The sequence below is a fragment of the Streptomyces antibioticus genome (genome assembly GCF_002019855.1).
Taxonomy (GTDB): Bacteria; Actinomycetota; Actinomycetes; order Streptomycetales; family Streptomycetaceae; genus Streptomyces; species Streptomyces antibioticus_B.
Window position 1 is genome coordinate 6308808 of record NZ_CM007717.1, and the last position, 25537, is coordinate 6334344.

Annotated in this window: 25 protein-coding genes; 14 read left to right on the plus strand and 11 right to left on the minus strand. The window is 72.0% G+C overall.

The window, feature by feature from the left end:
• Nucleotides 1-84: 84 nt before the first annotated feature.
• The 4 genes from AFM16_RS28670 to AFM16_RS28685 all read right to left on the minus strand — a co-directional run bounded on the left by AFM16_RS28670 (nucleotide 85) and on the right by AFM16_RS28685 (nucleotide 3478).
• The gene (locus AFM16_RS28670) at nucleotides 85-993 is read right to left on the minus strand and encodes an amino acid ABC transporter permease (protein ID WP_030796522.1); all 909 of its coding nucleotides are present in this window, start codon (nucleotides 991-993) and stop codon (nucleotides 85-87) included.
• Nucleotides 990-1655: an amino acid ABC transporter permease gene (locus tag AFM16_RS28675; protein ID WP_030796524.1), complete on the minus strand. Its 666-nt coding sequence runs from the start codon at nucleotides 1653-1655 to the stop codon at nucleotides 990-992. Before AFM16_RS28675 ends, AFM16_RS28670 begins: the two co-directional genes overlap by 4 nt.
• A 121-nt stretch (nucleotides 1656-1776) precedes the next feature.
• Nucleotides 1777-2631, minus strand: a complete 855-nt coding sequence (locus AFM16_RS28680; RefSeq protein WP_030796526.1) for a glutamate ABC transporter substrate-binding protein — start codon at nucleotides 2629-2631, stop codon at nucleotides 1777-1779.
• A 70-nt stretch (nucleotides 2632-2701) separates the two neighbouring features.
• Nucleotides 2702-3478, minus strand: coding sequence for an amino acid ABC transporter ATP-binding protein (locus tag AFM16_RS28685; RefSeq protein ID WP_030796528.1), 777 nt, complete (start codon nucleotides 3476-3478; stop codon nucleotides 2702-2704).
• 289 nt (nucleotides 3479-3767) lie between these two features.
• Between AFM16_RS28685 and AFM16_RS28690 the strand changes: the two genes are divergently transcribed.
• A complete protein-coding gene (locus AFM16_RS28690) occupies nucleotides 3768-4457 on the plus strand; it encodes a response regulator transcription factor (RefSeq protein ID WP_030796530.1) in 690 nt (229 codons plus the stop codon).
• 9 nt (nucleotides 4458-4466) lie between these two features.
• Nucleotides 4467-5879, plus strand: coding sequence for a sensor histidine kinase (locus tag AFM16_RS28695; RefSeq protein WP_078635104.1), 1413 nt, complete (start codon nucleotides 4467-4469; stop codon nucleotides 5877-5879).
• Between the two features lie 30 nt (nucleotides 5880-5909).
• Here AFM16_RS28695 and AFM16_RS28700 read toward each other — a convergent pair whose 3' ends face one another.
• Nucleotides 5910-6908, minus strand: a complete 999-nt coding sequence (locus tag AFM16_RS28700) for a TAXI family TRAP transporter solute-binding subunit (RefSeq protein WP_078635105.1) — start codon at nucleotides 6906-6908, stop codon at nucleotides 5910-5912.
• 123 nt (nucleotides 6909-7031) lie between these two features.
• Here AFM16_RS28700 and AFM16_RS28705 point away from each other — a divergent pair, with 123 nt between their 5' ends.
• Entirely contained in the window at nucleotides 7032-7439 is a 408-nt protein-coding gene (locus AFM16_RS28705; protein WP_078635106.1) for a pyrophosphohydrolase domain-containing protein, read from the plus strand.
• A gap of 71 nt (nucleotides 7440-7510) precedes the next feature.
• Here the strand turns inward: AFM16_RS28705 and AFM16_RS28710 are convergent, their stop codons facing one another.
• The 3 genes from AFM16_RS28710 to AFM16_RS28720 all read right to left on the minus strand — a co-directional run bounded on the left by AFM16_RS28710 (nucleotide 7511) and on the right by AFM16_RS28720 (nucleotide 11033).
• On the minus strand, nucleotides 7511-8956 hold the full coding sequence (locus AFM16_RS28710; RefSeq protein WP_179123317.1) for a hypothetical protein: 1446 nt from the start codon (nucleotides 8954-8956) through the stop codon (nucleotides 7511-7513).
• 339 nt (nucleotides 8957-9295) lie between these two features.
• Nucleotides 9296-10540 (minus strand): cation:proton antiporter, encoded by a 1245-nt coding sequence (locus AFM16_RS28715; RefSeq protein ID WP_078635108.1) that lies wholly within the window; start codon nucleotides 10538-10540, stop codon nucleotides 9296-9298.
• A 7-nt stretch (nucleotides 10541-10547) separates the two neighbouring features.
• Nucleotides 10548-11033, minus strand: coding sequence for a cation:proton antiporter regulatory subunit (locus tag AFM16_RS28720; protein ID WP_030796542.1), 486 nt, complete (start codon nucleotides 11031-11033; stop codon nucleotides 10548-10550).
• A gap of 218 nt (nucleotides 11034-11251) precedes the next feature.
• Here AFM16_RS28720 and AFM16_RS28725 point away from each other — a divergent pair, with 218 nt between their 5' ends.
• From AFM16_RS28725 to AFM16_RS28735, 3 genes are all read left to right on the plus strand, one after another.
• Nucleotides 11252-12364, plus strand: coding sequence for a sensor histidine kinase (locus tag AFM16_RS28725; protein WP_245178014.1), 1113 nt, complete (start codon nucleotides 11252-11254; stop codon nucleotides 12362-12364).
• Nucleotides 12361-13101 (plus strand): response regulator, encoded by a 741-nt coding sequence (locus tag AFM16_RS28730; protein ID WP_245177821.1) that lies wholly within the window; start codon nucleotides 12361-12363, stop codon nucleotides 13099-13101. The genes AFM16_RS28725 and AFM16_RS28730 overlap by 4 nt, the downstream gene beginning before the upstream one ends.
• 144 nt (nucleotides 13102-13245) lie before the next feature.
• A complete protein-coding gene (locus tag AFM16_RS28735) occupies nucleotides 13246-14424 on the plus strand; it encodes a pyridoxal phosphate-dependent aminotransferase (RefSeq protein WP_078635109.1) in 1179 nt (392 codons plus the stop codon).
• Nucleotides 14425-14472: 48 nt separating this feature from the next.
• On the opposite strand, the gene AFM16_RS28740 is transcribed toward AFM16_RS28735, so the two are convergent.
• Nucleotides 14473-15069, minus strand: a complete 597-nt coding sequence (locus AFM16_RS28740) for a TetR/AcrR family transcriptional regulator (RefSeq protein WP_078635110.1) — start codon at nucleotides 15067-15069, stop codon at nucleotides 14473-14475.
• Here AFM16_RS28740 and AFM16_RS28745 point away from each other — a divergent pair.
• From AFM16_RS28745 to AFM16_RS28760, 4 genes are all read left to right on the plus strand, one after another.
• Complete coding sequence (locus tag AFM16_RS28745; protein ID WP_245177822.1) at nucleotides 15045-16097, plus strand: NAD(P)-dependent oxidoreductase; 1053 nt, start codon at nucleotides 15045-15047, stop codon at nucleotides 16095-16097. The two genes, AFM16_RS28740 and AFM16_RS28745, sit on opposite strands and share 25 nt — an antisense overlap.
• 3 nt (nucleotides 16098-16100) lie before the next feature.
• On the plus strand, nucleotides 16101-16886 hold the full coding sequence (locus tag AFM16_RS28750) for a PP2C family protein-serine/threonine phosphatase (RefSeq protein ID WP_078635116.1): 786 nt from the start codon (nucleotides 16101-16103) through the stop codon (nucleotides 16884-16886).
• Nucleotides 16887-16951: 65 nt separating this feature from the next.
• Nucleotides 16952-18478, plus strand: coding sequence for a tRNA (N6-isopentenyl adenosine(37)-C2)-methylthiotransferase MiaB (miaB, locus tag AFM16_RS28755; RefSeq protein WP_030796556.1), 1527 nt, complete (start codon nucleotides 16952-16954; stop codon nucleotides 18476-18478).
• A gap of 257 nt (nucleotides 18479-18735) precedes the next feature.
• Complete coding sequence (locus AFM16_RS28760) at nucleotides 18736-19452, plus strand: class III extradiol dioxygenase subunit B-like domain-containing protein (RefSeq protein ID WP_078635120.1); 717 nt, start codon at nucleotides 18736-18738, stop codon at nucleotides 19450-19452.
• A gap of 60 nt (nucleotides 19453-19512) precedes the next feature.
• On the opposite strand, the gene AFM16_RS28765 is transcribed toward AFM16_RS28760, so the two are convergent.
• Together AFM16_RS28765 and AFM16_RS39505 are read right to left on the minus strand one after the other, a co-directional pair.
• Entirely contained in the window at nucleotides 19513-19785 is a 273-nt protein-coding gene (locus tag AFM16_RS28765) for an antitoxin (RefSeq protein WP_078635122.1), read from the minus strand.
• A 25-nt stretch (nucleotides 19786-19810) separates the two neighbouring features.
• The gene (locus tag AFM16_RS39505) at nucleotides 19811-20149 is read right to left on the minus strand and encodes a hypothetical protein (RefSeq protein ID WP_078635124.1); all 339 of its coding nucleotides are present in this window, start codon (nucleotides 20147-20149) and stop codon (nucleotides 19811-19813) included.
• Nucleotides 20150-20329: 180 nt separating this feature from the next.
• On the opposite strand from AFM16_RS39505, the gene miaA reads away from it, so the two are divergent.
• From miaA to AFM16_RS28790, 4 genes are all read left to right on the plus strand, one after another.
• Nucleotides 20330-21268: a tRNA (adenosine(37)-N6)-dimethylallyltransferase MiaA gene (gene miaA / locus AFM16_RS28775; protein WP_078635125.1), complete on the plus strand. Its 939-nt coding sequence runs from the start codon at nucleotides 20330-20332 to the stop codon at nucleotides 21266-21268.
• A 108-nt stretch (nucleotides 21269-21376) separates the two neighbouring features.
• The gene (locus tag AFM16_RS28780; protein WP_030796567.1) at nucleotides 21377-21883 is read left to right on the plus strand and encodes a hypothetical protein; all 507 of its coding nucleotides are present in this window, start codon (nucleotides 21377-21379) and stop codon (nucleotides 21881-21883) included.
• A 140-nt stretch (nucleotides 21884-22023) separates the two neighbouring features.
• On the plus strand, nucleotides 22024-22893 hold the full coding sequence (gene dapF / locus AFM16_RS28785; RefSeq protein WP_078635126.1) for a diaminopimelate epimerase: 870 nt from the start codon (nucleotides 22024-22026) through the stop codon (nucleotides 22891-22893).
• A 297-nt stretch (nucleotides 22894-23190) separates the two neighbouring features.
• Nucleotides 23191-25398, plus strand: a complete 2208-nt coding sequence (locus tag AFM16_RS28790; RefSeq protein WP_078635128.1) for a RelA/SpoT family protein — start codon at nucleotides 23191-23193, stop codon at nucleotides 25396-25398.
• Nucleotides 25399-25537 lie beyond the last annotated feature (139 nt).

Genomic DNA, 25537 nt, shown 5'->3' on the forward strand with positions numbered 1-25537 from the left:
CCATTGACGTTGTTTGCGTCAAGCGACGGAGGCAGCGGCGCGCGGGCCACTGCCTCCGTACAGGTCACATCGGTTGAGTGCGCGTCAGGTCTTGCCCACCGCGCCGGTGCCGTGGGCGCCGCCGACCTCGGCCGCGTTCAGATCGTCGATGTCCTCCGCGCCGAGCACCGCGCCCGTGCTGCGCTTGCTGCGCCGCAGTCGGCGCTCCAGCCAGCTCGCGAAGCTGGTCAGGATGAAGTTCAGCACGATGAACATGATCGCGACGACGATGAAGCTGGGGATCTGGTTGGCGTAGTTGGCCGCGAGCGTGCCGCGCGAGTTGAGCAGCTCGGTGAAGCCGATCATCACACCGCCGAGGGCGGTGTCCTTCACGATGACCACCAACTGGCTGACGATCGCCGGCAGCATCGCCGTGACCGCCTGCGGAAGCAGGACGCTGCTCATCGTCTGGCCCTTGCGCAGACCGATGGCGTAGGCCGCCTCCGTCTGGCCCTTGGGGAGGGCCAGGATGCCCGCCTTGACGACCTCGGCGAGGACCGCGGAGTTGTACAGCACCAGGCCGGTGACGACCGCGTAGAGCGGCCGCTCCTCGCTGCCGACGTCGGTGTAGCGGGCGTAGAGCTCGTTGGCGAACAGCATCAGCAGCAGCACCGGGATCGCGCGGAAGAACTCCACCACCGTGCCGGACGCGCCCCGCACCCACCGGTGGTCGGACAGTCGCGTGATACCGAAGACGGCGCCCAGCGGGAGGGCGATCACCATGGCGAGCGCCGCGGCCTTCAGGGTGTCGGCGAGCCCGGGCAGCAGGTACGTCGTCCATGCCTGCGACTCGGTGAACGGCTTCCACTGGGCGGAGGCCCACAGCTCCTTCTCGTCCATCTTCAGCCACACCCACCACAGCAGCAGCAGGAGCAGGACGGCGAAGACCACCGTGAAGAGGACGTTGCGCCGCTTGGCGCGGGGGCCCGGAGTGTCGTAGAGGACCGAACTCATCGTTTCACCGCCAGTCGCTTGCTCAGCCAGCCCAGGATGAGGCCGGTCGGCAGGGTCAGCACCACGAACCCGAACGCGAAGACCGCGCCGATGAGCAGTGTCTGCGCTTCGTTCTCGATCATCGTCTTCATCAGATAGGCGGCCTCGGCGACACCGATCGCGGCCGCCACTGTCGTGTTCTTGGTCAGGGCGATCAGGACGTTGGCCAGCGGGCCGATGACCGAGCGGAAGGCCTGCGGCAGCACGACGAGCCACAGGGTCTGGGTGAAGCTCAGGCCGATGGCGCGGGCCGCCTCCGCCTGGCCGAGCGGCACCGTGTTCATGCCGGAGCGCAGCGCCTCGCAGACGAAGGCCGCGGTGTAGGCGACCAGGCCGAGCACGGCCAGCCGGAAGCCCTGGATCTTGAAGTCCTCGGAGCCCATGGTGACACCGAAGACGTCGGCCAGGCCGAGCGAGCAGAAGAGGATGATGACCGTCAGGGGGATGTTCCGGACGATGTTGACGTAGGCGGTGCCGAACCCGCGCATGAGGGGAACCGGGCTGACCCGCATCGCGGCCAGCAGGGTGCCCCAGATCAGGGAACCCACGGCGGAGAGGGCGGTGAGTTTCACCGTCATCCAGAACGCCCCGAGGACGTCGTAACCTTCAAGAAAGTCGAACACGATCTCCCGCGCTTCCGGGTGGGTGGCATAGGGGGAGGGCAGGGCGCGCCGCCGCCGTGATCGCGACGGACGGCGGCGCACCGCAGGAACCCCGGATGGCTGGGCCGAGGCCCCGCACTACTTACTTGACGATGACGCCGATCTTCGGGGCCTGCTCGTTCTTGTAGTTCGCCGGGCCGAAGTTGGCGGCGACCGCCTTGTCCCAGGAGCCGTCGCTGACCATCTGCTCCAGCGCCTTGTTGATCTTGTCGACGGTCGTGGCGTCGCCCTTCTTGACGCCGATGCCGTAGTTCTCGTTGCTGAGCTTCAGACCCGCGAGCTTGAACTTGCCCTTGTACTGGTCCTGGGCGGCGAAGCCGGCGAGGATCGAGTCGTCGGTGGTCACCGCGGCCACGGTGCCGTTCTGGAGGGCGGCGATGCACTCCGAGTAGCTGCTGTACTCCTTCAGGTTCGCCTTCGGGGCGATCGACTTCTGGACGTTCTGCGCCGAGGTCGAACCGGTCACGGAACACAGCTTCTCGCCGTTGAGGTCCGTGCCCTTGGAGATGTCCGAGTCGGACTTGACCAGCAGGTCCTGGTGGGCGAGCAGGTACGGGCCGGCGAAGTCGACCTTCTGCTTGCGCTCGTCGTTGATCGAGTAGGTGGCGGCGATGAACTTGACGTCACCGCGCGCGAGCGCGTTCTCGCGGTCGGCGCTCTTGGTCTCGACGAACTCGATCTGGTCGGGCTCGTAGCCGAGCTGCTTGGCCACGTAGGTCGCCACGTCCACGTCGAAGCCGGCGAAGGATCCGTCGGGCTTCTTCAGACCGAGACCGGGCTGGTCGTACTTGATGCCGACCTTGATCTTGCCGCCGCCACCGGTGCCGCCGGTGGAGCCGCTGCCCGCGTCGTCGTCGCTGTCGCCGCCGCACGCGGTGGCGGCGAGGGCGAGGGCGAGTACGGCGGCCGAGGCGGCGGTGACCTTGCGAAGCTTCATGACTTGTTCCTTACGGTGATGAAGGGCTGAGGGCGGTGCGGGTCCGTCGGACGAGGGGTCCTGTGCGCGGTCAGTGGTGCAGGATCTTCGACAGGAAGTCCTTGGCACGGTCGCTGCGCGGGTTGCTGAAGAACTGGTCGGGCGTGGCCTCCTCGACGATGCGGCCGTCGGCCATGAAGACCACCCGGTTCGCCGCCGATCGCGCGAAGCCCATCTCATGGGTGACGACGATCATGGTCATGCCGTCGCGGGCGAGCTGCTGCATCACCTCGAGCACCTCGTTGATCATCTCGGGGTCGAGGGCGGAGGTCGGCTCGTCGAAGAGCATGACCTTCGGATCCATGGCCAGGGCTCGTGCGATGGCCACCCGCTGCTGCTGGCCGCCCGAGAGCTGCGCCGGGTACTTGTCGGCCTGGGTGCCCACGCCGACGCGGTCGAGGAGGGCGCGGGCCTTCTCCTCGGCCTGCTTCTTGTCCGTCCTGCGGACCTTGATCTGGCCCAGCATCACGTTCTCGAGCACGGTCTTGTGCGCGAACAGGTTGAACGACTGGAAGACCATGCCGACGTCGGCCCGCAGCCGGGCCAGCGCCTTGCCCTCCTGGGGCAGCGGCTTTCCGTCGATCGTGATCGTGCCCGCGTCGATCGTCTCCAAACGGTTGATCGTGCGGCACAGGGTCGACTTCCCGGACCCGGAGGGCCCGATGACCACGACGACCTCACCACGGGTGATCGTCAGATCGATGTCCTGGAGTACGTGCAACGCGCCGAAGTGCTTGTTGACATCCTTCAGGACGACGAGATCGCCGGGCGGGACCGTGTCTTCCTTGGTCACCGATACATCGGTCATCGCTCTCAGGCTCCGTCCTCCTCGGTTTCGGAGGACAGTAGTAACCGGTCGCGACCAGCGTCATTACATCTGAGGGGAATCTGAGCATCACGATCCGATAGCAATCGGACACGTGTCGTAGCACGTACGACCTGCGCGCGTATCGGCCGGGTAACGGAAGTCGCCCGCAACCGGAACCTACTTGACGCCATCGTCGTCCATCAGCGTGACTGCCATGGTGCACGCGCACGTGTGCAGCCTTTTTTGTACAGAACAAGACCAAACGGACGATGAACCGAAGGGGGCCCGGATGAGACTGCTCCTCGTCGAGGACGACAACCACGTCGCAGCCGCACTGTCCGCGGTCCTCAGACGGCACGGCTTCGACGTCACGCACGCGCGCAACGGCGAGGAGGCCCTCCAGGCGCTGGTCCCGGAGGGGCCCGGCTTCGGGGTCGTCCTGCTCGACCTCGGCCTGCCCGACCAGGACGGCTACGAGGTCTGCGGCAAGATCCGAAAACGCACCGCCACCCCGGTCATCATGGTCACCGCCCGCTCCGACGTGCGCTCTCGCATCCACGGCCTCAACCTGGGCGCCGACGACTACGTGGTGAAGCCGTACGACACCGGAGAGCTGCTCGCCCGGATCCACGCCGTCAGCCGGCGCACCGTCCACGAGGACCCGGCCGTGACCGGCTCCGACGACGCGCTGCGCCTCGGCACCGTCCAGATCGAGCTGCCCACCCGCCGGGTCACCGTGGACGGTTCGGTCGTCCAACTGACCCGCAAGGAGTTCGACCTCCTCGCCCTGCTCGCCCAGCGCCCCGGGGTGGTCTTCCGGCGCGAGCAGATCATCAGCGAGGTCTGGCGCACCAGTTGGGAGGGGACCGGGCGCACCCTGGAGGTCCATGTCGCCTCCCTGCGCGCCAAGCTGCGCATGCCCGCCCTGATCGAGACCGTACGGGGCGTCGGCTACCGGCTCGTCGCCCCCGGCGCGTAGCGGGGCACGTTGCGCACGCGTCTGCTGCCGCTGCTCATCGTGCTGATGGCGGCCGTTCTGCTCGCCCTCGGCGTGCCGCTGGCCGTCAGTGTGGCCGGTGCCCAGCAGCAGAAGGTCGTCGTCGACCGGATCGACGACACCGCGCGCTTCGCCGCGCTCGCCCAGTTCGTGACCGTCCCGTCGGCGGCGGACGCCTCGGTGCCCTCCTCCACGGACGAGCGCCTGGAGACGCTCGAACGCGAACTGGACAGCTACTACGACGTCTACGGCATCCGTACCGGTGTCTTCTACCCCACCCGCACCCCCCTGGCCGCGTCCCCGGGCGACTGGACGCTCCCCCAGGAGGGTGAGGTGCGGGACGCCTTCCAGGAGGCGCTGCTCAGCCGCCGCAGCCATGATCCGCAGCAGGTGTGGCCATGGCAACGTCATCGTCTGGTCGTCGCGTCGCCGGTCATCCGGGACGGTGACGTCGTCGCCGTCGTCGTCACCGACTCGCCCACCGGGCCGATGCGGTCGCGGATCCAGCAGGGCTGGGTGCTCATCGCCGCCGGGGAGGCCGCCGCGATGCTGCTGGCCATCGGCGCCGCGCTCCGCCTGACCGGCTGGGTCCTCAAGCCCGTACGCGTCCTGGACGTCGTCACCCACGCGATCGCGAGCGGCCGGCTGAAGTCCCGGGTCGCAGTGTCCGGCGGTCCGCCGGAACTCAGACGGCTGGCCCGGTCGTTCAACGAGATGGCCGACAACGTCGAGGACGTGCTGGAGCAGCAGCGCGCCTTCGTCGCCGACGCCTCCCACCAGTTGCGCAACCCCCTCGCCGCACTGCTGCTCCGCATCGAACTGCTCGCCTACGAACTCCCCGAGGGCAACGAGGAGATCGCCTCCGTCCAGAGCGAGGGCCGCCGCCTGGCCCAGGTCCTGGACGACCTGCTCGACCTGGCCCTGGCCGAGCACACCGAGGCCGATCTCCGGGTCACCGACATCGGCGCGCTGACCGCCGAGCGCGTCGCTGCCTGGGCGCCCACCGCCGAGGCCAAGGGCGTCCGGCTGGTCGGCGACTGCCCGGCGACCACGGCCTGGGCCGACCCGGTCACGCTGTCCAGCGCACTGGACGCGGTGATCGACAACGCCGTGAAGTTCACACCGGAGGGCGAGAGCGTCGAGGTGACGGTCGCGGCGGACGGCGAGACCTCCACCGTCGTCGTCACCGACCACGGCCCCGGCCTCACCGACGAGGAGCTCACGCGCGTGGGCGACCGTTTCTGGCGCAGCAACCGGCACCAGAACATCAAGGGCTCCGGCCTTGGCCTGTCCATCTCCCGGACCCTGCTCGCGGCGGGCGGCGGCTCCCTCTTCTACGAGCGCCACGAGCCGACGGGGCTGCGGGTGACGGTGTCGGTGCCGAGGTCGGGGCCGACGGTGTGAGGGGTTCTACGGTCGCCGTGGTGCGGGCTTCTACGGCTTGACCGAGCGGTAGTAGCGGCGGGCGCCGTCGTGCAGGCGGAGGGGGTCGGTGTAGATCGCCGTGCGCAGGTCGACGAGCTGGGCGGAGTGCACGCGTGAGCCGATGTCGTCCCGGCTCTTGATCACGGTCCGGGTCAGCCATTCGGTGAGCCGGGGGTCCAGGTCCGTGCGGGTCATCAGCAGGTTGGACACCGCGATCGTCGGTACCGTCTCGCCGTTCTGAATGGTCGGGTACGCCGACTCGGGCATGTTCGTCGCGCGGTAGTAGCCGGTCGAGCGGTCCGCGTCGTGCATCTTGGCGACCAGCGTGGCGTCGATCGGCACGAACCGGAAGTCGAAGCTCCCGGCCAGGTCGCGCAGACCGCCCGTCGGCACCCCGCCCGACCAGAAGAACGCGTCGATGTCACCCCGCTGGAGCTTCTGGGGGCCGGTGTCGATGCCCTCCGACACCGCCGTGATGTCCGCGGCCGGGTCCACTCCGGCCGCCTTGAGCACCCGTTCCGCTATCAGCCGTACGCCCGATCCCGGCAGCCCCGTCGCCACGGTCAGGCCCTTCAGATCGGCCAGGGACCGCACCTTCGAGCCGCGTGCCACGACGAGCTGTACGTAGTCGTCGTAGAGGCGGGCCACGCCGCGCAGCCGGGCCGAGGACTTCGGGTTCTGCGCCTCGTATGCCTGCACCGCGTCGGCGGCGGCGATGGTGAAGTCGGCCTCGCCGTTCGCCACGCGCGCGACGTTCTCCTGCGAGCCGTTGCTGGTCCGCAGCGTCACCTTCAGGTTCGGCATGTCCTTCGCCAGCTCGTCGCGGAGCAGGGAGCCGTACTCCTGGTAGACACCGCGGGTCGTGCCCGTGCTGAAGGTGATCGAGCCGCTCGGCGGGGCCTCGCCCAGGGGCAGCAGCCACCACAGCAGCAGACCGAGCGTGACGACACCGGCCGCCGCACCTTGCAGCGCCCGACGTCGGCTGATCCGGGGGAACACCTTGGACATGCGGCGATCCTGCCAGCCCGGACGCGGTGCTGACCAGGCCGGGGCCCACAGCGGGCGTGTGGTCGGGGCGGGAGCGGGGTGTGAGCGGGGCGGGTTGTCAGTGGGGGTCGTTACAGTCTGTGCATGAGTTCTTCGCCTGTCGAACTGGTCCGTGAGTTCCACCGCGTCTTCGGGCTCGACGCCCGCACCACCCCGACCGAGGTGGCGCCGAGCCTCGCCGCGCACCGCGGTGAGCTGCTCGCCGAGGAGGCGGCGGAGGTGGCCGAGGTGGCGGTCGACGGCCCGCTGGACCGGCTCGCGCACGAACTGGCGGACGTCGTCTACGTCGCCTACGGCACAGCCCTGATCCACGGGATCGACCTCGACGTGGTGCTCGCCGAGATCCACCGGTCCAACATGACGAAGCTGGGCCCCGACGGCCAGGTGGCCCGCCGGGAGGACGGCAAGGTCCTCAAGGGCGAGCACTACGAGGCACCGGACGTGTCGGCGGTCCTGCGCCGCCAGGGCTGGATACCTGGCGGCGCGTCCTAGAGGGCCTGCGCTTTCTTCGCTACGACGTCTCCCCGTTGGCTTGCGCTACGACGTCTCCCAGCCGGCTCGCGCTAAGAGGTCTCCCCGCCGGCCAGCTTCCACTCGCGGTGGACGCTGCCGAGGGGGATGTTCCGCTGGAGGACGGGCGTGCCGAAGACGGAGAGCTGCAACCGCAGGGCGCCGTTGAGGTCGACCCCGCCGTGGACGGCCCAGGAGCCGTCGAACGTGAACACGTCGTCGGTGCCCGTCACCGTGCCGGTGGCCTCGCCGCGGACGTACGGGGCGAGGTCGGCGACGACCCCGACGCTGCCGTAGAGGCCGACGCTGGCCTCGGCCCCGAGGGCCGCCTGCACGCTGCCCGCGCTGGTGACGGTGGTCTTCACGGGCGTGCTCGTCATGTCGGCGGAGCTGACCGGCGTCCAGCCCTGACCGAGGCCGAAGGTGCCGCCCGCCTTGAAATCGCCCTTGAGGTTCTGCTCGACGTCCACGGTGACCTTGCCGTCGCCGCTGATCCGCAGATAGAGGGTCAGATCGAGGTTGACCACCACGGGCACGGGGCCGACCTGGAGCACCGGGTCGGCGTGCAGGGTGGCGAACGGGATGCGCGTCGGGGCCGCCGAGGCGCCGGCGCGTCCCTTCAGCGCCCAGCCGGAGGTCCAGTCTCCGGAGACGCCCAGGTAGGCCGACGCGGGCGTGCTGCCGGTGCCCTGGCCGCCGTAGCGGAAGTCGACCTGCGGGGCGACCTGGACGAAGCCCTCGACGGATGCGGAAGCCGACGCGGACGCCGAGGCGGTGGCGTTCCCCACGCTGGGGAGGTCGGTGCGGACGTCGAGCCGCAGGCTGCCCAGGGGGACGGTCGCGCCCTCGGGGCCGATGTGGGTGTCCCGGGTGCGCGACCAGGAGACGTCGACATCGGGCAGCAGCTCGTCGATGTCGAAGTCGGCCGGGGCGACCGGCACGCTGCCCTTCGCCGTGTCGTCCCCGAGCAGGGCGTTGAGCTGGGCCGGCTCGGTCTGCACCTCGGTGCCCTCGGGGGTCTCGCCGATCACCTTGGTGACCTTCGCGAGCAGTCCCTCCGGGGCGCCGGGGGCCGGGGCGCTGGCGATGACGTCGCCGACGGCGGTGCGGTGGGGAGTCTCCGGGGTGGTCCCCGGGCCGGCCTCCGAGGCGCTGGGCGAGGTGCCGGGAGCGGGGGAGTTCGCGGTGGGCGAACTCGCGGGAGGAGCGGAACTCGGCTTGCCCGTCCGACCGTTGGAGGAAATGACGGCGCGTCCGGTCTTGCCGTCGTAGGAGCTGACGCTCAGCTTCGTGCGGTGGGCCTTGCCGCCGGCGGAGCCCGGGCGGGCGGTGGCGGTCGCGGTGCCCGCGGGGGCGGCGGCCACCGTGAGGGAGCGGTCGGTGGAGTCGGGTGAGGCATCGGCCCGCGAGCCGGCGGTGGAGGCAGGGGGGGCGGCCTGCGACGGGGGAGAGGAGCAGCCCGCCGCGAGGAGAAGGGCGGATGCGGCTAAGGCGGGCACGAGGGCACGGGAGTGCCTCAGGCGTCTGCGCAAGGTCAGTCCTGGAGGTGGGGGGTGAGCTGAGGAGGACCGGCCGGGCAGCGGGCGTGGTCGCGTACTACTGGCCGGTAACAGACCATGAGCATGCCATGGGTGGGGGGAGTCGTTCGGCGGATCGGACACGTGGGGGGTGTGACGTGAGACACGGGTGGGAAGCAGGGGACGCGTGAGGGAAGCAGAGCACGCGTGAGTGGGGGGAGAGGCCGGGGTGACGACCCCTTCTCCTCTCCTCCCACTCCACAGGCTGCGGCCGCGCGCTCGCTCAGGCGCTCGCCGGTGCCCTGACTGCCGCTGTCGCCGCTACCGCTGCGCCTCGGGCAGTTGCTCCTGCGCGCCGGTGCCGGAGGCCGTGGCACCCGCGGCCGTACGCGTCCCCGCGGGCGGCTTGCGGCGGCCGGTCCACCAGGTGGCGATCGGTTCCGTGTAGCGGGCGGTGAGGGGGCCCAGGACGACCAGGAGGAGGACGTACGCCGTGGCCAGCGGGCCGAGGGACGGCTCGATACCGGCCGAGACCGCCAGTCCGGCGATGACGATCGAGAACTCGCCGCGTGCCACCAGCGCGCCACCGGCCCGCCAGCGTCCCTTCGGTGAGACACCGGCGCGACGGGCGGCCCAGTAACCGGTGGCGATCTTCGTCGCGGCGGTGACGACGGCCAGCGCGAGCGCGGGAAGGAGGACCGGAGGAATGCTCGCCGGGTCGGTGTGGAGTCCGAAGAACACGAAGAACACCGCGGCGAACAGATCCCGCAGCGGGCTGAGGAGCGTGTGCGCGCCCTCGGCGACCTCACCCGACAGCGCGATGCCCACCAGGAAAGCGCCCACGGCCGCCGACACCTGGAGCTGCTGGGCCACACCGGCGACCAGGATGGTCAGGCCGAGCACCACGAGCAGCAGCTTCTCCGGGTCGTCGCTCGACACGAAGCGCGAGATGACCCGGCCGTAGCGCACGGCGGCGAACAGCACGAGCCCCGCGACGCCCAGCGCGACGGCCAGGGTGACGCTGCCCGCGGCCAGCCCGGCCCCGGCCACCAGCGCCGTGATGATGGGCAGGTAGACCGCCATCGCCAGGTCCTCGAGGACGAGGACGCTGAGGATGACCGGTGTCTCGCGGTTGCCGACCCGGCCCAGGTCGCCGAGGACCTTGGCGATGACACCGGACGACGAGATCCAGGTGACGCCCGCCAGGACCACGGCCGCCACCGGGCCCCAGCCCAGCAGCAGGGCGGCGGCCGCACCGGGCAGCGCGTTGAGGGCGCCGTCCACGAGACCGGAGGGGTAGTGCGCCTTGAGGTTGGAGACCAGATCGCTCGCCGAGTACTCCAGGCCGAGCATGAGCAGCAGCAGGATGACGCCGATCTCGGCGCCGGTCGCGACGAACTCCTCGCTCGCGCCGAGGGGCAGCAGTCCGCCCTCGCCGAAGGCCAGACCGGCCAGCAGATACAGCGGGATCGGCGAGAACTGGAATCGGGCGGCGAACCGGCCGAGCAGGCCGAGGCCCAGGATGATGGAACCGAATTCGATCAGCAGAACGGCGGAAGAATGCACCCGGCCCTCACTCCCGACCGAGGATCGCCGCGGCCGCGTCCACGCCTTCGCGGGTGCCGATGACGATGAGGGTGTCACCACCCGCCAGGCGGAAGTCCGGCGCGGGGGACGGTATCGCCTCGGCCCGCCGCAGCACGGCCACGATCGACGCGCCCGTCTCCGTGCGCATCCGGGTGTCGCCCAGCAGCCTGCCGTTCCAGCGGGAGGTGGCCGAGACCTCGATGCGCTCGGCGACCAGTCCGAGGTCCGTCGTGTAGAGGAGGCTCGCGCTGTGGTGGGTGGGCTTCAACGCGTCGATCAGCGATCCCGCCTCGGCGCCGGTCAGGTGGATGGAGTGCGAGCACGAGTCCGGGTCGTCGGCCTGGTAGAGGCCGACGGTGCGGGTGCCGTCGCGGTGCGCGACCACCGAGAGATGGCGCTGCTCGCGCGTCACGAGGTCGTACTGGACTCCTATACCTGGCAGCGGTGTCGTCCGGAGGCGTGGAGCAGACACGTTTCTTCCCCTTGCTGATCGTTCCTGCGTAGCGGCTGCCCCGACGGCGCACCGAGGCGCCGCCGCCGGATGCGAGCAGCAGACATGCTGCCATCCCCCCGTACGGTGGCGACATGGGTGTTGTCACGGATGGACAGCGGGGCCGGGCGGCGGAAAGGGTGGTCACGGCGGCGCTGTGGGTGCGTGGCGCGGCCGGGTTGAGCGGAGGGAAAGGGAACGTGTCGCTGTTCTGGCGGATCTTCGCCCTCAACGCCCTCGGCCTCGTCGTGGCCGCCGCGCTGCTGCTCGGTCCGGTCACCGTATCCACTCCGGTCCTGCCGGGGGAGGCGTTCGTCGTCCTGGCCGGTCTCGCCGTGCTCCTCGCCGTCAACGTCGTGGTGCTGCGGGTCGGGCTGGCGCCGCTCGGCCGTCTCGGGCGGGCCATGGCCGCCGCCGATCTGCTGCGACCGGGCGCCCGTGCCGTGGTCTCCGGGCCGGTGGAGACCGCCGGGCTGATCACCACCTACAACGCCATGCTCGACCGGCTGGAGGCCGAGCGCGCCGCCAGCGCGGGACGGGCGCTGTCCGCGCAGGAACGCGAACGGCACCGGATCGCGCGCGAACTCCACGACGAGGTCGGCCAGACCCTGACCGCCGTCCTCCTCCAGCTCAAACGGGTCGCCGACCGGGCACCGGCCGAACTGCGCGAGGAACTCGGCCAGGCCCAGGAGGCCACCCGCGCGGGGCTCGACGAGATCCGCCGGATCGCCCGCCGGCTGCGCCCCGGCGTCCTCGACGAACTCGGGCTGATCAGCGCGCTGCGGTCGCTCGCCGCCGAGTTCACCGACCACGGGCTGACCGTCCGCCCCGAGCTGCGGCCCGGCCTGCCCCCGCTGCCCCAGGAGACGGAACTCGTGCTCTACCGCGTCGCCCAGGAAGCCCTCACCAACACCGCCCGGCACTCCGGCGCCGACCACGCCGAACTCCGGCTGCGCCCCGCCGCCGACGGCGTCGAACTCCTCGTACGCGACAACGGGCGCGGGCTGGACGGGACGACCGGGGAGGGCGCCGGGATCCGCGGGATGCGGGAGCGGGCGTTGCTGATCGGGGCGCGGTTGGTCGTGACGTCGGGGGTGGGTCAGGTGCCGGGGACCGTCGTCGGTCGTGGGCGGGGGAGTGCGGCGGGCGTCGGGGAGGCCGCGTGGCGGGGTGCCGCCGATCGTTTCGACCCCGGGCGTGCGGGGACGGAGATCCGGCTGTGGGTGTCGTCCCTGATGCCGTCCGCCGAACCGGTGACCGGCGTCCCGGACGGCGAACGGGCGGCCGCGGCCGGGTCCGGAGCGGGCCGATGAGCTACGGCCGCGAAGGCCACGACGGTCGCGAGGGCCACGACGGTCGCGAAGGCAGCGACGGTCGGGTCGGCCCCGACGGTCGGCCGATCCGGGTGCTGCTCGCCGACGACCACACGCTCGTCCGGCGCGGCGTGCGGCTCATCCTGGACGGCGAACCCGACCTCCAGGTGGTCGCGGAGGCCGGGGACGGGGCGGAGGCCGTCGAGAAGGCCCGCGCCGGGGACATCGACCTCGCCGTCCTCGACGTGGCCATGCCCCGGATGACCGGCATCCAGGCCGCCCGCGAACTCTCCCGGCGGCTGCCCGCCCTGCGCATCCTCATCCTCACCATGTACGACAACGAGCAGTACTTCTTCGAGGCCCTGAAGGCGGGGGCCGGCGGGTACGTGCTGAAGTCGGTCGCCGACCGGGACCTCGTGGAGGCGTGCCGGGCGGTGGTGCGCGACGAGCCGTTCATCTACCCCGGCGCCGAGCGGGCCCTGGTCCGCTCCTACCTGGACCGGCTCCACCGCGGCCACGGCCTCGACGGTCTGCCCGAGCGGCCCATCACCGAGCGCGAGGAGGAGATCCTCAAGCTGGTCGCCGAGGGGCACACCTCCCGCGAGATCGGCGCGCTGCTCCACATCAGCGCGAAGACGGTCGAACGCCATCGCGCGAATCTCCTCCAGAAACTCGGCATGCGGGACCGCCTGGAACTCACCCGCTATGCGATTCGGGCCGGTCTGATCGATCCCTGAAGATCGATCCCTGAAGGGGCGGGGGCGCGGCCTGCGGTGGATCCGGTCGCCGGTCGCGCCTCGCATACTGTTCCGGTCGGCCTGTCCCGGTCGACGACCGGGAGGTCCCGGCATCCGTCCGCCCTCGAACCCGGAGGTCGCAGCATGAGGATCTCGCAGCGCGCCCAGGCCGTCGCGCCGTTCTACGCCATGGAGTTCGGCAAGCACGCCGCCGCCCTCCAGGCCCAGGGCCACCACGTCGTCAAGCTCAGCCTGGGGGAGCCGGACTTCGGCGCGCCCCCGGCCGTCGTGGCAGCGATGCGTGACGTGATGGACGGCGGTACGTCCCTGGCGTACACGGCCGCCCTCGGCCTGCCCGCGCTGCGGGAAGCCATCGCGGGCTTCTACCGGGACCGGCACGACGTCGACGTGGACCCGGCCCGGGTCGTCGTCACCGCCGGTGCCTCGGCGGCGCTCGTCCTGGCGACCGCCGCGCTCGTCGACCCGGGTGACGAGGTGCTCATCGCCGACCCGTCGTACCCCTGCAACCGGCAGATCGTCGAGAGCTTCGGCGCGCGTGTCGGTCTCGTCCCCACCACGGCCGAGACCCGTTACCAACTGGACGCGGCGACCGTACGCGCGCACTGGACGGAGCGGACCCGTGGGGTCATGGTCGCCACCCCGTCGAACCCCACCGGCACCTCCGTCCCCACCTCCGAACTCGCCGCGATCTGCGATCTCGCCCGCGAGCACGACGCCTGGCGCCTCGTCGACGAGATCTACGTGGACCTCGCCGACCACGACGAGCGGGGCCGCCCGCCGCGCAGCGCGCTGTCCCTCGACCCCGGCGCCGTCGTCATCAACAGCTTCTCGAAGTACTTCGGGATGACCGGCTGGCGGCTCGGCTGGTGCGTGGTCCCCGAACCCCTCGTACCGGCGCTGGAACGCCTGGCCCAGAACTACTTCCTCTGCGCCTCCGCCCCCGCCCAGCACGCCGCGCTGGCCTGCTTCACCCCCGAGTCCCTCGCAGTCTGCGAGGCCCGCCGCACGGAGTTCGGCGAGCGCCGCGCGCTGGTCCTCGACGGCCTGGAGCGGATCGGGCTGCCGGTCCCCGTCCCGCCCGACGGCGCGTTCTACGTCTACTTCGACGTCAGCGGCACCGGCCTCACGTCCTGGCAGTTCTGCGAACGCGCCCTCCAGGAGGCCCACGTGGCCCTCACCCCGGGCCGCGACTTCGGCAGCCACACCGCCGAGACCCACGTACGCCTGTCCTACGCCGCCTCGGCCGACGAACTCCGCGAGGGAGTCGCCCGCCTGGGCAAGTTCGTCTCCTCGCTCGGATAGCAGCGGCCGTTCCTCGGGGCTCTCAGCCGCCTTGCCCCGGCGTCCCCCTCACCCACCCCGCACCGCTGCCCCATCCAGCAGCGGCCCCAGCTCCCGGGCCACCGTCGTCAGCGGGCGGATGTCCCGCTCGGCGCGGGACATCAGGATCGCGCCCTCCAAGGCGCTGATCATCAGGGTGGCCAGCGCGCCGGAGCGCTCGACCGGGACTCCCATGTCTTCCAGGGCCCCGGCCACGGCCCCGCTCCAGCCCGCGAACGCCGACGCCGCCGCCTCGCGGGTGGAGGCGGCCGACTCCGCGCGGTCCACCGTGGCGGCCGCCACCGGGCAGCCGCCGGCGAACCCGGCCGACTCGTACTCGTCGGTCCACTGCCGGACCATCGCCGCGAACAGGCCGCTCGGCGTCGGCTCCGGAAGCGCCGCTACGAAGCGGGCGACGCGGTTGCCCGCGTAGCGGCCGGCCCAGCTCACCGCCTCGTTGACCAGTTGTTCCTTGCCGCCGGGGAAGTAGTGCTGGAGCGATCCGCGCGGCGCCCCCGCGTGCTCGGCGACCTCCCGCATCCCCGTCGAGGCGACCCCGTCGCGCCGGATGAGCTGGGCCGCGCTGAAGACCATCCGCTCCCGTGGGCCCCGTTCGGACACCGCCATCCCGACCTCCCGGTTCGTCGCCCCACAGCCTCCCGACACCCTATGACCGCCGTCATAGCAGGGGCTACTATGACCACTGTCATAGTCGAGCGTCCCGCACCGGAGGGTCAGTCATGTGTGACCGCCTTGGCTTCATCGGCCTCGGTGTCATGGGCCGGCCCATGGCGCTCAACCTCGCCCGCGCCGGAACCCCCCTCGTCGTCTGGAACCGCACCCCGGCCCGCACCGCACCCCTGCGCGAGGCAGGCGCCGAGGTCGTGGCCGACCCCGCCGAAGTGTTCGCGCGGGCGAGGACGGTGTTCCTGATGCTGGCCGACGAGACCGCCGTAGACGCTGTCCTGGCGCGCGGCACCCCCGACTTCGCCCCGCGTGTCACCGGACGCACCGTCGTCCACATGGGCACCACCGCCCCCGCGTACTCGGCGGGTCTGCGGGACGACGTCCGGGCGGCCGGCGGACGGTACGTCGAGGCGCCGGTCTCCGGGTCCCGGACCCCCGCCGAACAGGGCGAACTCGTGGCGATGCTGGCGGGCGACGACGACGCCCTCGCGGCGGTGCGGCCCCTGCTGGCCCCGATGTGCCGCGAGACGTTCGACTGCGGTGCCGTACCGGGCGCCCTGCTGATGAAGTTCTCGGTGAACCTGTTCCTGATCACCCTGGTCACCGGGCTGACCGAGGCGTTCCACTTCGCCGACCGGCACGGACTCGACCAGAGCTTGCTCCGGGACGTCCTGGACGCCGGACCGATGGCCAGTGCCGTCTCCCGGGTGAAGGCCCCCAAGCTGCTGGCCCGCGACTTCGCCGTCCAGGCGGCGGCCGCGGACGTCCTGAAGAACAACCGGCTGATCGCCGAGGCCGCCCGCGCCGCCGGCCTCGCCTCACCCCTCCTCGACGTCTGCCACACCCTCTACGGAGAGACCGTCGACCAGGGCTACGGCGGCGAGGACATGGTCGCCGTCCTGCGCGCCCTGGAGGCCCGCACCGCCGAGGCCGACGCCCCCGATGTCACCGAATCCACCTACCCTTGAGTCATGCCGCATGTCGCCGTGACAGCGCTGAGCCACCCCGGACTGCTCCGGGACCGGAACGAGGACAGCCTCGTCGCCGGACCGTGGACCCTGTGCGCGACGGTGACCGAGAACCCCCAGACACTGGTGTTCCCGCTCGGCTCACCCCTGGTCGTGGCCGTCGCCGACGGGCTCGGCGGGCATCCCCGCGGTGACGTGGCCAGCGGACTGGTGGTCCGCCGGCTCGCGTCCGTGGGCCCCGTCCTGACCGACGAGAGCACCGTCCGCGACACCCTCGACACCTGCAACCGCGCCGTGTACCAGGCGGCCGGCGGTGACGCGGGCGGCGACCTCGCCGGCATGGGGACCACGGTCGCCGGAGTCGTCGTACGCGCGGACGACCTGCTCGTCTTCAACGTGGGCGACAGCCGGGTCCTCGCCGTCCGCGACGACGGACTGCGCCAGGTCAGCGTCGACGACAGCCCGCCGCTCGCCCCCGGGCAGCGCACGACGTCCGTGGTCACCCAGTGCCTCGGCGGCAGCCCCGACTTCCGTCCCGTCCAGGCCCACGTGACGGCCTTCCCCCTGGCCCACGGCGACCGCTACCTCGTCTGCAGCGACGGACTGACCGACCCCGTCCCGCCGGACACGATCGAGGAGGTGCTGCGCGAGTACGACGACGCGCGTGCCGCCTTCGAACTGTGGAAGGCGGCGATGGCCGAGGGCGGCCCGGACAACATCACGCTGGCCCTGCTGCGGATCTCGGACGACGCGGAGGACGCGGAGCGCTCGCGAGCCCCGGCGGAATGAGGCGGGGCCGGGGCCGCCGTACCCGCCCGGCCGGGACCCCCGTGGCGAGCGCCTACCCTTGATGCATGACCAGCAGCAGCGACCGGAGCCTCGCAGTGGACGTTCAAGCACCCAAGAGCTATGAAATCCGCACCTATGGGTGCCAGATGAACGTCCACGACTCCGAGCGGTTGTCCGGACTGCTGGAGGACGCCGGATACGTACGCGCCCCCGAGGGCTCCGACGGCGACGCGGACGTCGTCGTCTTCAACACCTGCGCGGTCCGTGAGAACGCCGACAACCGCCTCTACGGCAACCTCGGCCGCCTCGCTCCCCGCAAGGCGTCCCGCCCGGGCATGCAGATCGCGGTCGGCGGCTGCCTCGCCCAGAAGGACCGCGACACCATCGTGAAGAAGGCGCCCTGGGTGGACGTCGTCTTCGGCACCCACAACATCGGCAAGCTCCCGGTGCTGCTGGAACGCGCGCGCGTGCAGGAAGAGGCGCAGGTCGAGATCGCCGAGTCGCTGGAGGCGTTCCCCTCCACGCTGCCCACCCGCCGCGAGAGCGCCTACGCGGCGTGGGTGTCGATCTCCGTCGGCTGCAACAACACCTGCACCTTCTGTATCGTCCCGGCGCTGCGCGGCAAGGAGAAGGACCGCCGCACCGGCGACATCCTCGCCGAGATCGAGGCCCTGGTCGGCGAGGGCGTCTCCGAGATCACCCTGCTCGGCCAGAACGTCAACGCGTACGGCTCCGACATCGGCGACCGCGAGGCGTTCAGCAAGCTGCTGCGCGCCTGCGGGACGATCGAGGGCCTGGAGCGGGTCCGCTTCACCTCCCCGCACCCGCGCGACTTCACGGACGACGTCATCGCCGCGATGGCCGAGACGCCGAACGTGATGCCGCAGCTCCACATGCCGCTCCAGTCCGGCTCCGACCCGGTCCTGAAGGCGATGCGCCGCTCCTACCGCCAGGAGCGGTACCTCGGGATCATCGAGAAGGTCCGCGCCGCCATCCCGCACGCCGCGATCACCACCGACATCATCGTCGGCTTCCCCGGCGAGACCGAGGAGGACTTCGAGCAGACCCTGCACGTCGTCCGGGAGGCCCGTTTCGCGCAGGCGTTCACCTTCCAGTACTCCAAGCGGCCCGGCACCCCGGCCGCGACCATGGAGAACCAGATCCCCAAGGAGGTCGTCCAGGCGCGCTACGAGCGTCTCGTCGCCCTCCAGGAGGAGATCTCCTGGGAGGAGAACAAGAAGCAGGTCGGCCGCACCCTGGAGCTGATGGTCGCCGAGGGCGAGGGCCGCAAGGACGGCGCCACGCACCGCCTCTCCGGCCGCGCGCCCGACAACCGCCTGGTCCACTTCACCAAGCCGGACCAGGAGGTCCGCCCCGGTGACGTCGTGACCGTCGAGATCACCTACGCCGCCCCGCACCACCTCCTCGCCGAGGGCGCCGTCCTCGGTGTGCGCCGCACGCGCGCGGGCGACGCCTGGGAGAAGCGCACCGCCGAGAAGGCCGCCCAGCCGGCCGGCGTCATGCTCGGCCTGCCGAAGATCGGCGCCCCGGCACCGCTGCCGGCCGTGGCGAGCGGCTGCGGCTGCGACTGACGCGGGTGGGGCGAGCGGCTGCGACGGACGCGCGCGCGTGGTGAGGGGGACGACCGATCCCGCGACGCTCGGGCCTCCCAGGTGACTGACGCGCGCGCGTGGTGACGGGCTCCGGTCCGGCGCGCGCTCGGCGAAAGGGCGCGACGGGCGCTCCCGTGGCGAGCGGCTGCGACTGACGCGCGCGTGGACGCGGCGGCGCGGCGCCGCTGGGCCGGGACGTGACGGTGGGCCGCCCACCTGGGGTTACCCTGCCGCACATGCTTGTCGCCGCCGCAGTCTGCCCCTGTCCGCCGCTCCTCGTGCCCGAGGTCGCCGCGGGTGCCGCACCCGAACTGGACGCGGCGCGCGCCGCGTGTTCCGACGCGCTGGCCGTGCTGGCGGCCTCCCGTCCGGACCTGCTCGTGGTCGTCGGCCCCGCCGACGAGGCCGGGAGCGGCGCCCGCGCGGAGGGCACGAGGGGCTCGTTCCGCGGCTTCGGCGTCGACCTCGGCGTGACCCTGGGCCGTGCGGACGCGGACAGCCCCGCGGGCCCCGCACTGCCGCCCTCCCTGGCCGTCGCCGCCTGGCTGCTGGAGCGGACCGGGTGGGCGGACGCGCCGATCGAGGCGCTCGGTGTGCCGGAGACGCTCACGGCGGAGGCGTGCGCCGAGGCCGGACGGGAGATCGGCGCGCGTGCGGATCGGGTCGCGCTGCTGGTGATGGGCGACGCCAGCGCCTGCCGGACCCTGAAGGCACCCGGCTACCTCGACGAGCGCGCCGCACCCTTCGACGCGGCGGTCGCCCGCGTGCTGGGCACCGCCGACCTCGCGGCGCTGCGGGACCTGGACACCGGCCTCGCCCGCGAACTCCAGGTCTCGGGCCGCGCCTCCTGGCAGGTGCTCGCGGGCGCCGCGGAGCCCGCCGGCCTGACCGGCACCCTGCTCTACGAGGACGCCCCGTACGGCGTCGGATACGTGGTCACGGCCTGGTCGTAGCGCGCCACGGCGACCGCACCGCCGTACGGGGCGCGGTCGCCGACGCGGGGGCGGGCGCGGTCAGGACGCCGGCGGCGGGGACTTCGGCGGGGTGAACGTGTCGCCGCCACCCGCCCCGGGCCCTTCCTTGTGCGCGATCCGGTCCATGGCACCCTTCGCCTTGTCGGTGCCGGTGTGGATCTTGCCGCTGTACTTGCCCTTGGTCTTCTCGTCGACGACCTTGGCGGCCTTGTCGATGCCGTGATGGACCTTGTCCCCGTGCTGATGCGCGAGGTCAGAGACCTTGTCCTTGGCCGGCGCCAGCTTGGCCTTGAGATTGTCCAAAAGACCCATGGGTCACCTTCCCTCGTGAGTGCTGTCAGGATCGGGCGTTCTCGCCGGACTCGCTGTCGGCCACCTCGTCGGCGGACTGCTGCCGGGGGATCTCCACGGGCTCGGCGCCGGTGACCGCGACGGCGCCCGCCGCGCGCGTGCCCGGTTCCGGCTCCGTCCCTGTCTCCGTCCTTGCGGTCTCCGTCCCCGTGCCGTCCCCGGCGGGTGCCCCGGTCTCGGTCGCCTCCACTTTCGCCTCCGGTCCGTCCCCGGCGGTCACCGCCTCCTCGGCGGCTTCCTCCGTGGCTTCCCCGGTGGCCCGTGCGGCCGCCTCCGTGGCCTTCGAAGCCTTCGACCTTCCGAAAAGTCGCTCCAAAACGCCCATATTCACTCCATACGGTACTCGTGCGGACGAAATCCCGCGTCACCCGGTGCGCCTCGCTGCGCCACCGGGGTCACCGCCCCGCGCGCGGGTGACGGGATCCCGCCCCGGGCAACGACACCGCACACGCACCGTCACGTAACTCGTTCGAGAGCGGTGTCCGGGGTTTGGGACACTGGTGCGGTGAGCAGCGCACCCCTTGTCCCCCGCGTCATCGCCGTCGTCGGACCGACCGCGGCCGGAAAGTCCGATCTGGGCGTATTTCTGGCCCAACGGCTCGGCGGCGAGGTCGTCAACGCCGACTCCATGCAGCTCTACCGGGGGATGGACATCGGCACCGCCAAACTGACGCCCGAGGAACGGGCCGGCGTCCCGCACCATCTGCTGGACGTCTGGGACGTCACCGTCACCGCCTCCGTCGCCGAGTACCAGCGGCTGGCCCGCGCCCGGATCGACGCCCTGCTCGCCGACGGCCGCTGGCCGATCCTCGTCGGCGGCTCCGGCCTGTACGTCCGCGGCGCCGTCGACAACCTGGAGTTCCCCGGCACCGACCCCGAGGTCCGCGCCCGGCTGGAGGAGGAGCTGACCCTGCGCGGCTCCGGCGCGCTGCACGCCCGGCTGGCCGCCGCCGACCCCGAGGCGGCGCACGCCATCCTGCCCGGCAACGGCCGCCGTATCGTCCGCGCCCTCGAAGTGATCGAGATCACCGGCAAGCCCTTCACGGCCAATCTGCCGGGCCACGACTCGGTCTACGACACCGTGCAGATCGGTGTCGACGTGGCGCGTCCCGAACTGGACGAGCGCATCGCACGCCGCGTGGACCGGATGTGGGACCAGGGGCTCGTGGCCGAGGTGCGCGCGCTGGAGGCGCGGGGCCTGCGCGACGGGCGCACGGCGTCCCGCGCGCTGGGCTACCAGCAGGTCCTCGCGGCCCTCGCCGGGGAGTGCACCGAGGACGAGGCGCGCGCCGAGACCGTCCGTGCCACCAAACGCTTCGCGCGCCGTCAGGATTCGTGGTTCAGGCGCGATCCGCGGGTGCACTGGTTGAGTGGGGCGGCGGCGGACCTCACGGAACTTCCGCGGCTTGCGCTGGCGTTGGTCGAACGACCGGTTACAGCCTGATCACGTCATGGCATCGGGACGCCCAGGCCGTCATCCGGGCCTCCGGCGCCGTGCCATCATCGAGCTTCGATCGACCAAGTGGAGTCCGAGTTGGGAGGGCGCGTGGCGATGGAGGCCGGCCCTCGTGACACCGCACCAGGTACCGAGCACCTCACCCCCGAGCCGGGGGAAGTGGAGCCCGAGGTGGTCCCCGCGACCCCGGACGTGGCGGACGACACCCAGACCGGTGCGGTGACCGACGACGGTCCCGAACCCGAGGAGATGTTCCCGGGCGGGCCCGAGGTCGAGGTCGAGCTGCGCCCGCGCGGCCGGCTCCGGATCTGGCAGCTCGCGCCCATCGTGGCCCTCTCCGCGACCGGCTCCCTGATGTTCGCCTTCCCGCTCGCCTTCGACTTCGGCGACAGCGGGGCCGTGATCGCCATGCTGGGGCTGCTGATCTGCTCCTGCGCGGCAGGCTGGGGCATGATGGCCGCGCGCCGCGTGGGTTACACGTGGCCCGGGCTGCCCCCGCGCGGCTCCGGCCGCCGCCCGGACTGGCGGGTCGTCCTCGCCTACGTCCTCCTGGTCGTCGTCGTGGCGGTACTCGCCGTCTGGCGGGTCGCCCGGCTGCGCTGAGCGGCACACGCGCGTGCGGGCTGTCCTGGCCCGCGTCGAGGGCCGTCCTCCGGGCCTCGCGCCGACCGGCGTCCCGCCCGTGACCGGACCGCCGTCCCGCCCGTGACCTGGCTGTCGGTGGCAGCCCGTACGATCGAGGAATGAGCACGCGGATCGCCTTCCTCAAGGGTCACGGCACCGAGAACGACTTCGTGATCGTCCCGGACCCCGAGAACACCGTCGACCTGCCCCCGGCCGCCGTCGCCGCCCTGTGCGACCGCCGCGCCGGCATCGGCGGGGACGGCCTGCTGCACGTCGTGCGGTCCGCGGCCCACCCGGAGGCCCGGGAGATGGCCGCCGAGGCCGAGTGGTTCATGGACTACCGCAACAGCGACGGCTCGATCGCCGAGATGTGCGGCAACGGCGTACGCGTCTTCGCCCGCTACCTCCAGCAGGCCGGGCTGGTCACCGAGGGCGATCTCACCGTCGCCACCCGCGGAGGCGTCAAGAGCGTCCACCTCGCCAAGGACGGGGACGTCACGGTGGGGATGGGCCGCGCCCGCCTCCCCGAGGGCGAGGTCACGGTCAGCGTCGGCGAACGGAGCTGGCCCGCGCGCAACGTGAACATGGGCAACCCGCACGCCGTCGCCTTCGTGGACGACCTCGCGCACGCGGGCGACCTGTACTCCCCACCGCCGTTCAGCCCGGCCGCCGCGTACCCGGACGGGGTCAATGTCGAATTCGTGGTCGACCGCGGCCCCCGGCACGTCGCCCTGCGCGTGCACGAGCGCGGATCCGGCGAGACCCGCTCCTGCGGCACCGGCGCGTGTGCCGTCGCCGTCGCCACCGCCCGGCGGGACGGCGCGGACCCGGCCGTCACCGGCACCCCGGTCACCTACACCGTGGACGTCCCCGGCGGACGGCTCGTCATCACCGAACGGCCTGACGGCGAGGTCGAGATGACCGGCCCCGCCGTGATCGTCGCCACAGGGGAGATCGACCCGGAGTGGCTGGAAACCGCCGCCCGCTGACGGCGGCTCGGCTTCGCATCGGAGGCCCTGCGGTCCCGAGGTGCACGGATGGCATCCTCGGGTCTCGGGCAGGGGTTCGAAATGACCGACCGTCCCCCTTCGAGTGGCGCAAAACAGTAAACCCCCGGATCGTCGCTCGAATGGGTGATCCGTTTCACGCTGGGCGAGAGGCGGTCTGTCGCGCGTGATGGGGTCGGTAGCATCAAGCACCGGCCCGGACGGGGGACATCACCTGTCCCCTGAGCCGTGTCCGCCCTGGGACACCCCGTCCGCCGGTCCACGCAGCCGGAGGTGCCCATGAGTGCGGAGGCCACGAACCCTGCGACCCCAGGCCCGGTCGTACCCGCCGTGTCCCGCAGGCGCAGCCTGCCCAGGATCGACCTGCGCCGCCTGGGCCGGGCCGCCCTGCTCGGCACCGCCTCCCGCGGCCGGCTGCCCGACGCGATCGGCCATGTCGTCGAGGCCCACCGCGCCCACCACCCCGACGCCGACCTCGAACCCCTGCGCCGCGCCTATGTGCTCGCCGAGTCCTCGCACCGCGGCCAGATGCGCAAGAGCGGCGAGCCCTACATCACCCACCCGCTCGCCGTGACCCTGATCCTGGCCGAACTCGGCGCGGAAACCACGACGTTGACGGCCTCGCTGCTGCACGACACCGTCGAGGACACCGAGGTGACACTCGATCAGGTCGGCGAACAGTTCGGCGCCGAGGTGCGGTTCATCGTCGACGGCGTCACCAAACTGGAGAAGGTCGACTACGGCGCCGCCGCCGAGCCCGAGACCTTCCGCAAGATGCTCGTCGCCACCGGCAACGACGTCCGCGTGATGTCGATCAAACTCGCCGACCGGCTGCACAACATGCGCACCCTCGGCGTGATGCGCCCCGAGAAGCAGGCCCGCATCGCCAAGGTCACCCGTGACGTCCTCATCCCGCTCGCCGAACGCCTCGGCGTCCAGGCCCTCAAGACGGAACTGGAAGACCTCGTCTTCGCGATCCTGCACCCCGAGGAGTACGAGCACACCCGCGAACTCATCGCAGGCAACGCCTCCCAGGCCGACGACCCGCTCGCCGAGTTCGCCGACGCCATGCGCACGGTCCTGCGCGACGCCGACATCCCGGCCGAAGTCCTCATCCGGCCACGGCACTTCGTCTCCGTCCACCGCGTCTCCCGCAAACGCGGACGGCTCCGCGGCTGCGACTTCGGCCGCCTGCTCGTCCTGGTCAACGAGGACGCGGACTGTTACGGCGTCCTCGGCGAACTGCACACCTGTATGACGCCCGTCGTCTCGGAGTTCAAGGACTTCATCGCCGTCCCCAAGTTCAACCTGTACCAGTCGCTGCACACCGCCGTCGCCCGCGAGGACGGCCAGGTCGCCGAAGTCCTCATCCGCACCCACCAGATGCACAAGGTCGCCGAGGCCGGAGTCGTCGCGCTCGGCAACCCCTACGTCGCCTCCCCGGAGGACCCGCCCCGCGATGCGGCCCCGGCCGACGAGGCGCGCGTCGACGAGCGCGTCGACCCCACCCGGCCCGGCTGGCTCTCCCGCCTCCTCGACTGGCAGGAGGCCGCGCCCGACCCCGACACCTTCTGGTCCACCCTGCGCGAGGACCTCGCCCAGGACCGCGAGATCACCGTCTTCCGCCCCGACGGCGGCACCCTCGGCCTGCCCGACGGCGCCACCTGCGTGGACGCCGCGTACGCGCAGTACGGCGAGGACGCGCACGCGTGCATGGGCGCCCGTGTGAACGGCCGGCTCGCGACCCTGAGCACCGTGCTGCGGGACGGCGACACCGTGCAGCTCCTGATGGGCCAGGACCCGGCCTCCGAGCCCTCCCGGGAGTGGCTGGAGCACGCCCACACCCCCGCCGCGCGCATCGCCATCCAGCGCTGGCTCGCGACCCACCCGGCGCCCGCCGAGACCGACCGCGCCGACGACTCCGCAGGCGACGAGGCGCTCGCGGGGACCCCGTCCGAGCCGTCCGGCGCGGACGCGCAGGCTCCGGACGCCGTCGCCCCCGCCGTCCCCGGCGCCCCGGCGTCCCGGCCGGCGGCCGCGATCACCGTCGTGGACCGGCCCGACGCGAGCGTGCGGCTCGCCGGGTGCTGCACCCCCGTACCGCCCGACGAGGTCACCGGCTTCGCGGTACGCGGCGGCGTGGTGACCGTGCACCGCGCCGAGTGCGCCGCCGTGGCGCGCATGGCGGACGCGGGGCGCGCGGCGGTCGACGTGAGCTGGGGAGACACCACCGGCTGCCGCGTCACCCTGGTCGCTGAATCGTTCGGCCGCCCCCATCTGCTCGCCGACCTCACCGAGGCGATGGCCCTGGAGGGCGCCGAGATCGTCTCCGCGACCGTCGAACCGCCGACCCAGCAACGCGTCCGCCACACGTACACCGTCCAACTCCCCGACGCGGCCCACCTCCCCACCCTGATGCGCGCCATGCGCAACGTCCCCGGCGTGTACGACGTCGACCGCGCCCGGCACCACGCGCCAACGGCCTGAGCGGGCCTTTCCCGCCGACGTACGGCTCAGGCGCCCGCGTCCTGGCGCCCACGTCACCGCACACGCGCGTGCGCAACCCGTTCGGGTGGGCCGGGCGCGCGCCGCCGCCGTGGGGCACAGACGCGCTGGTAGCGGTGGT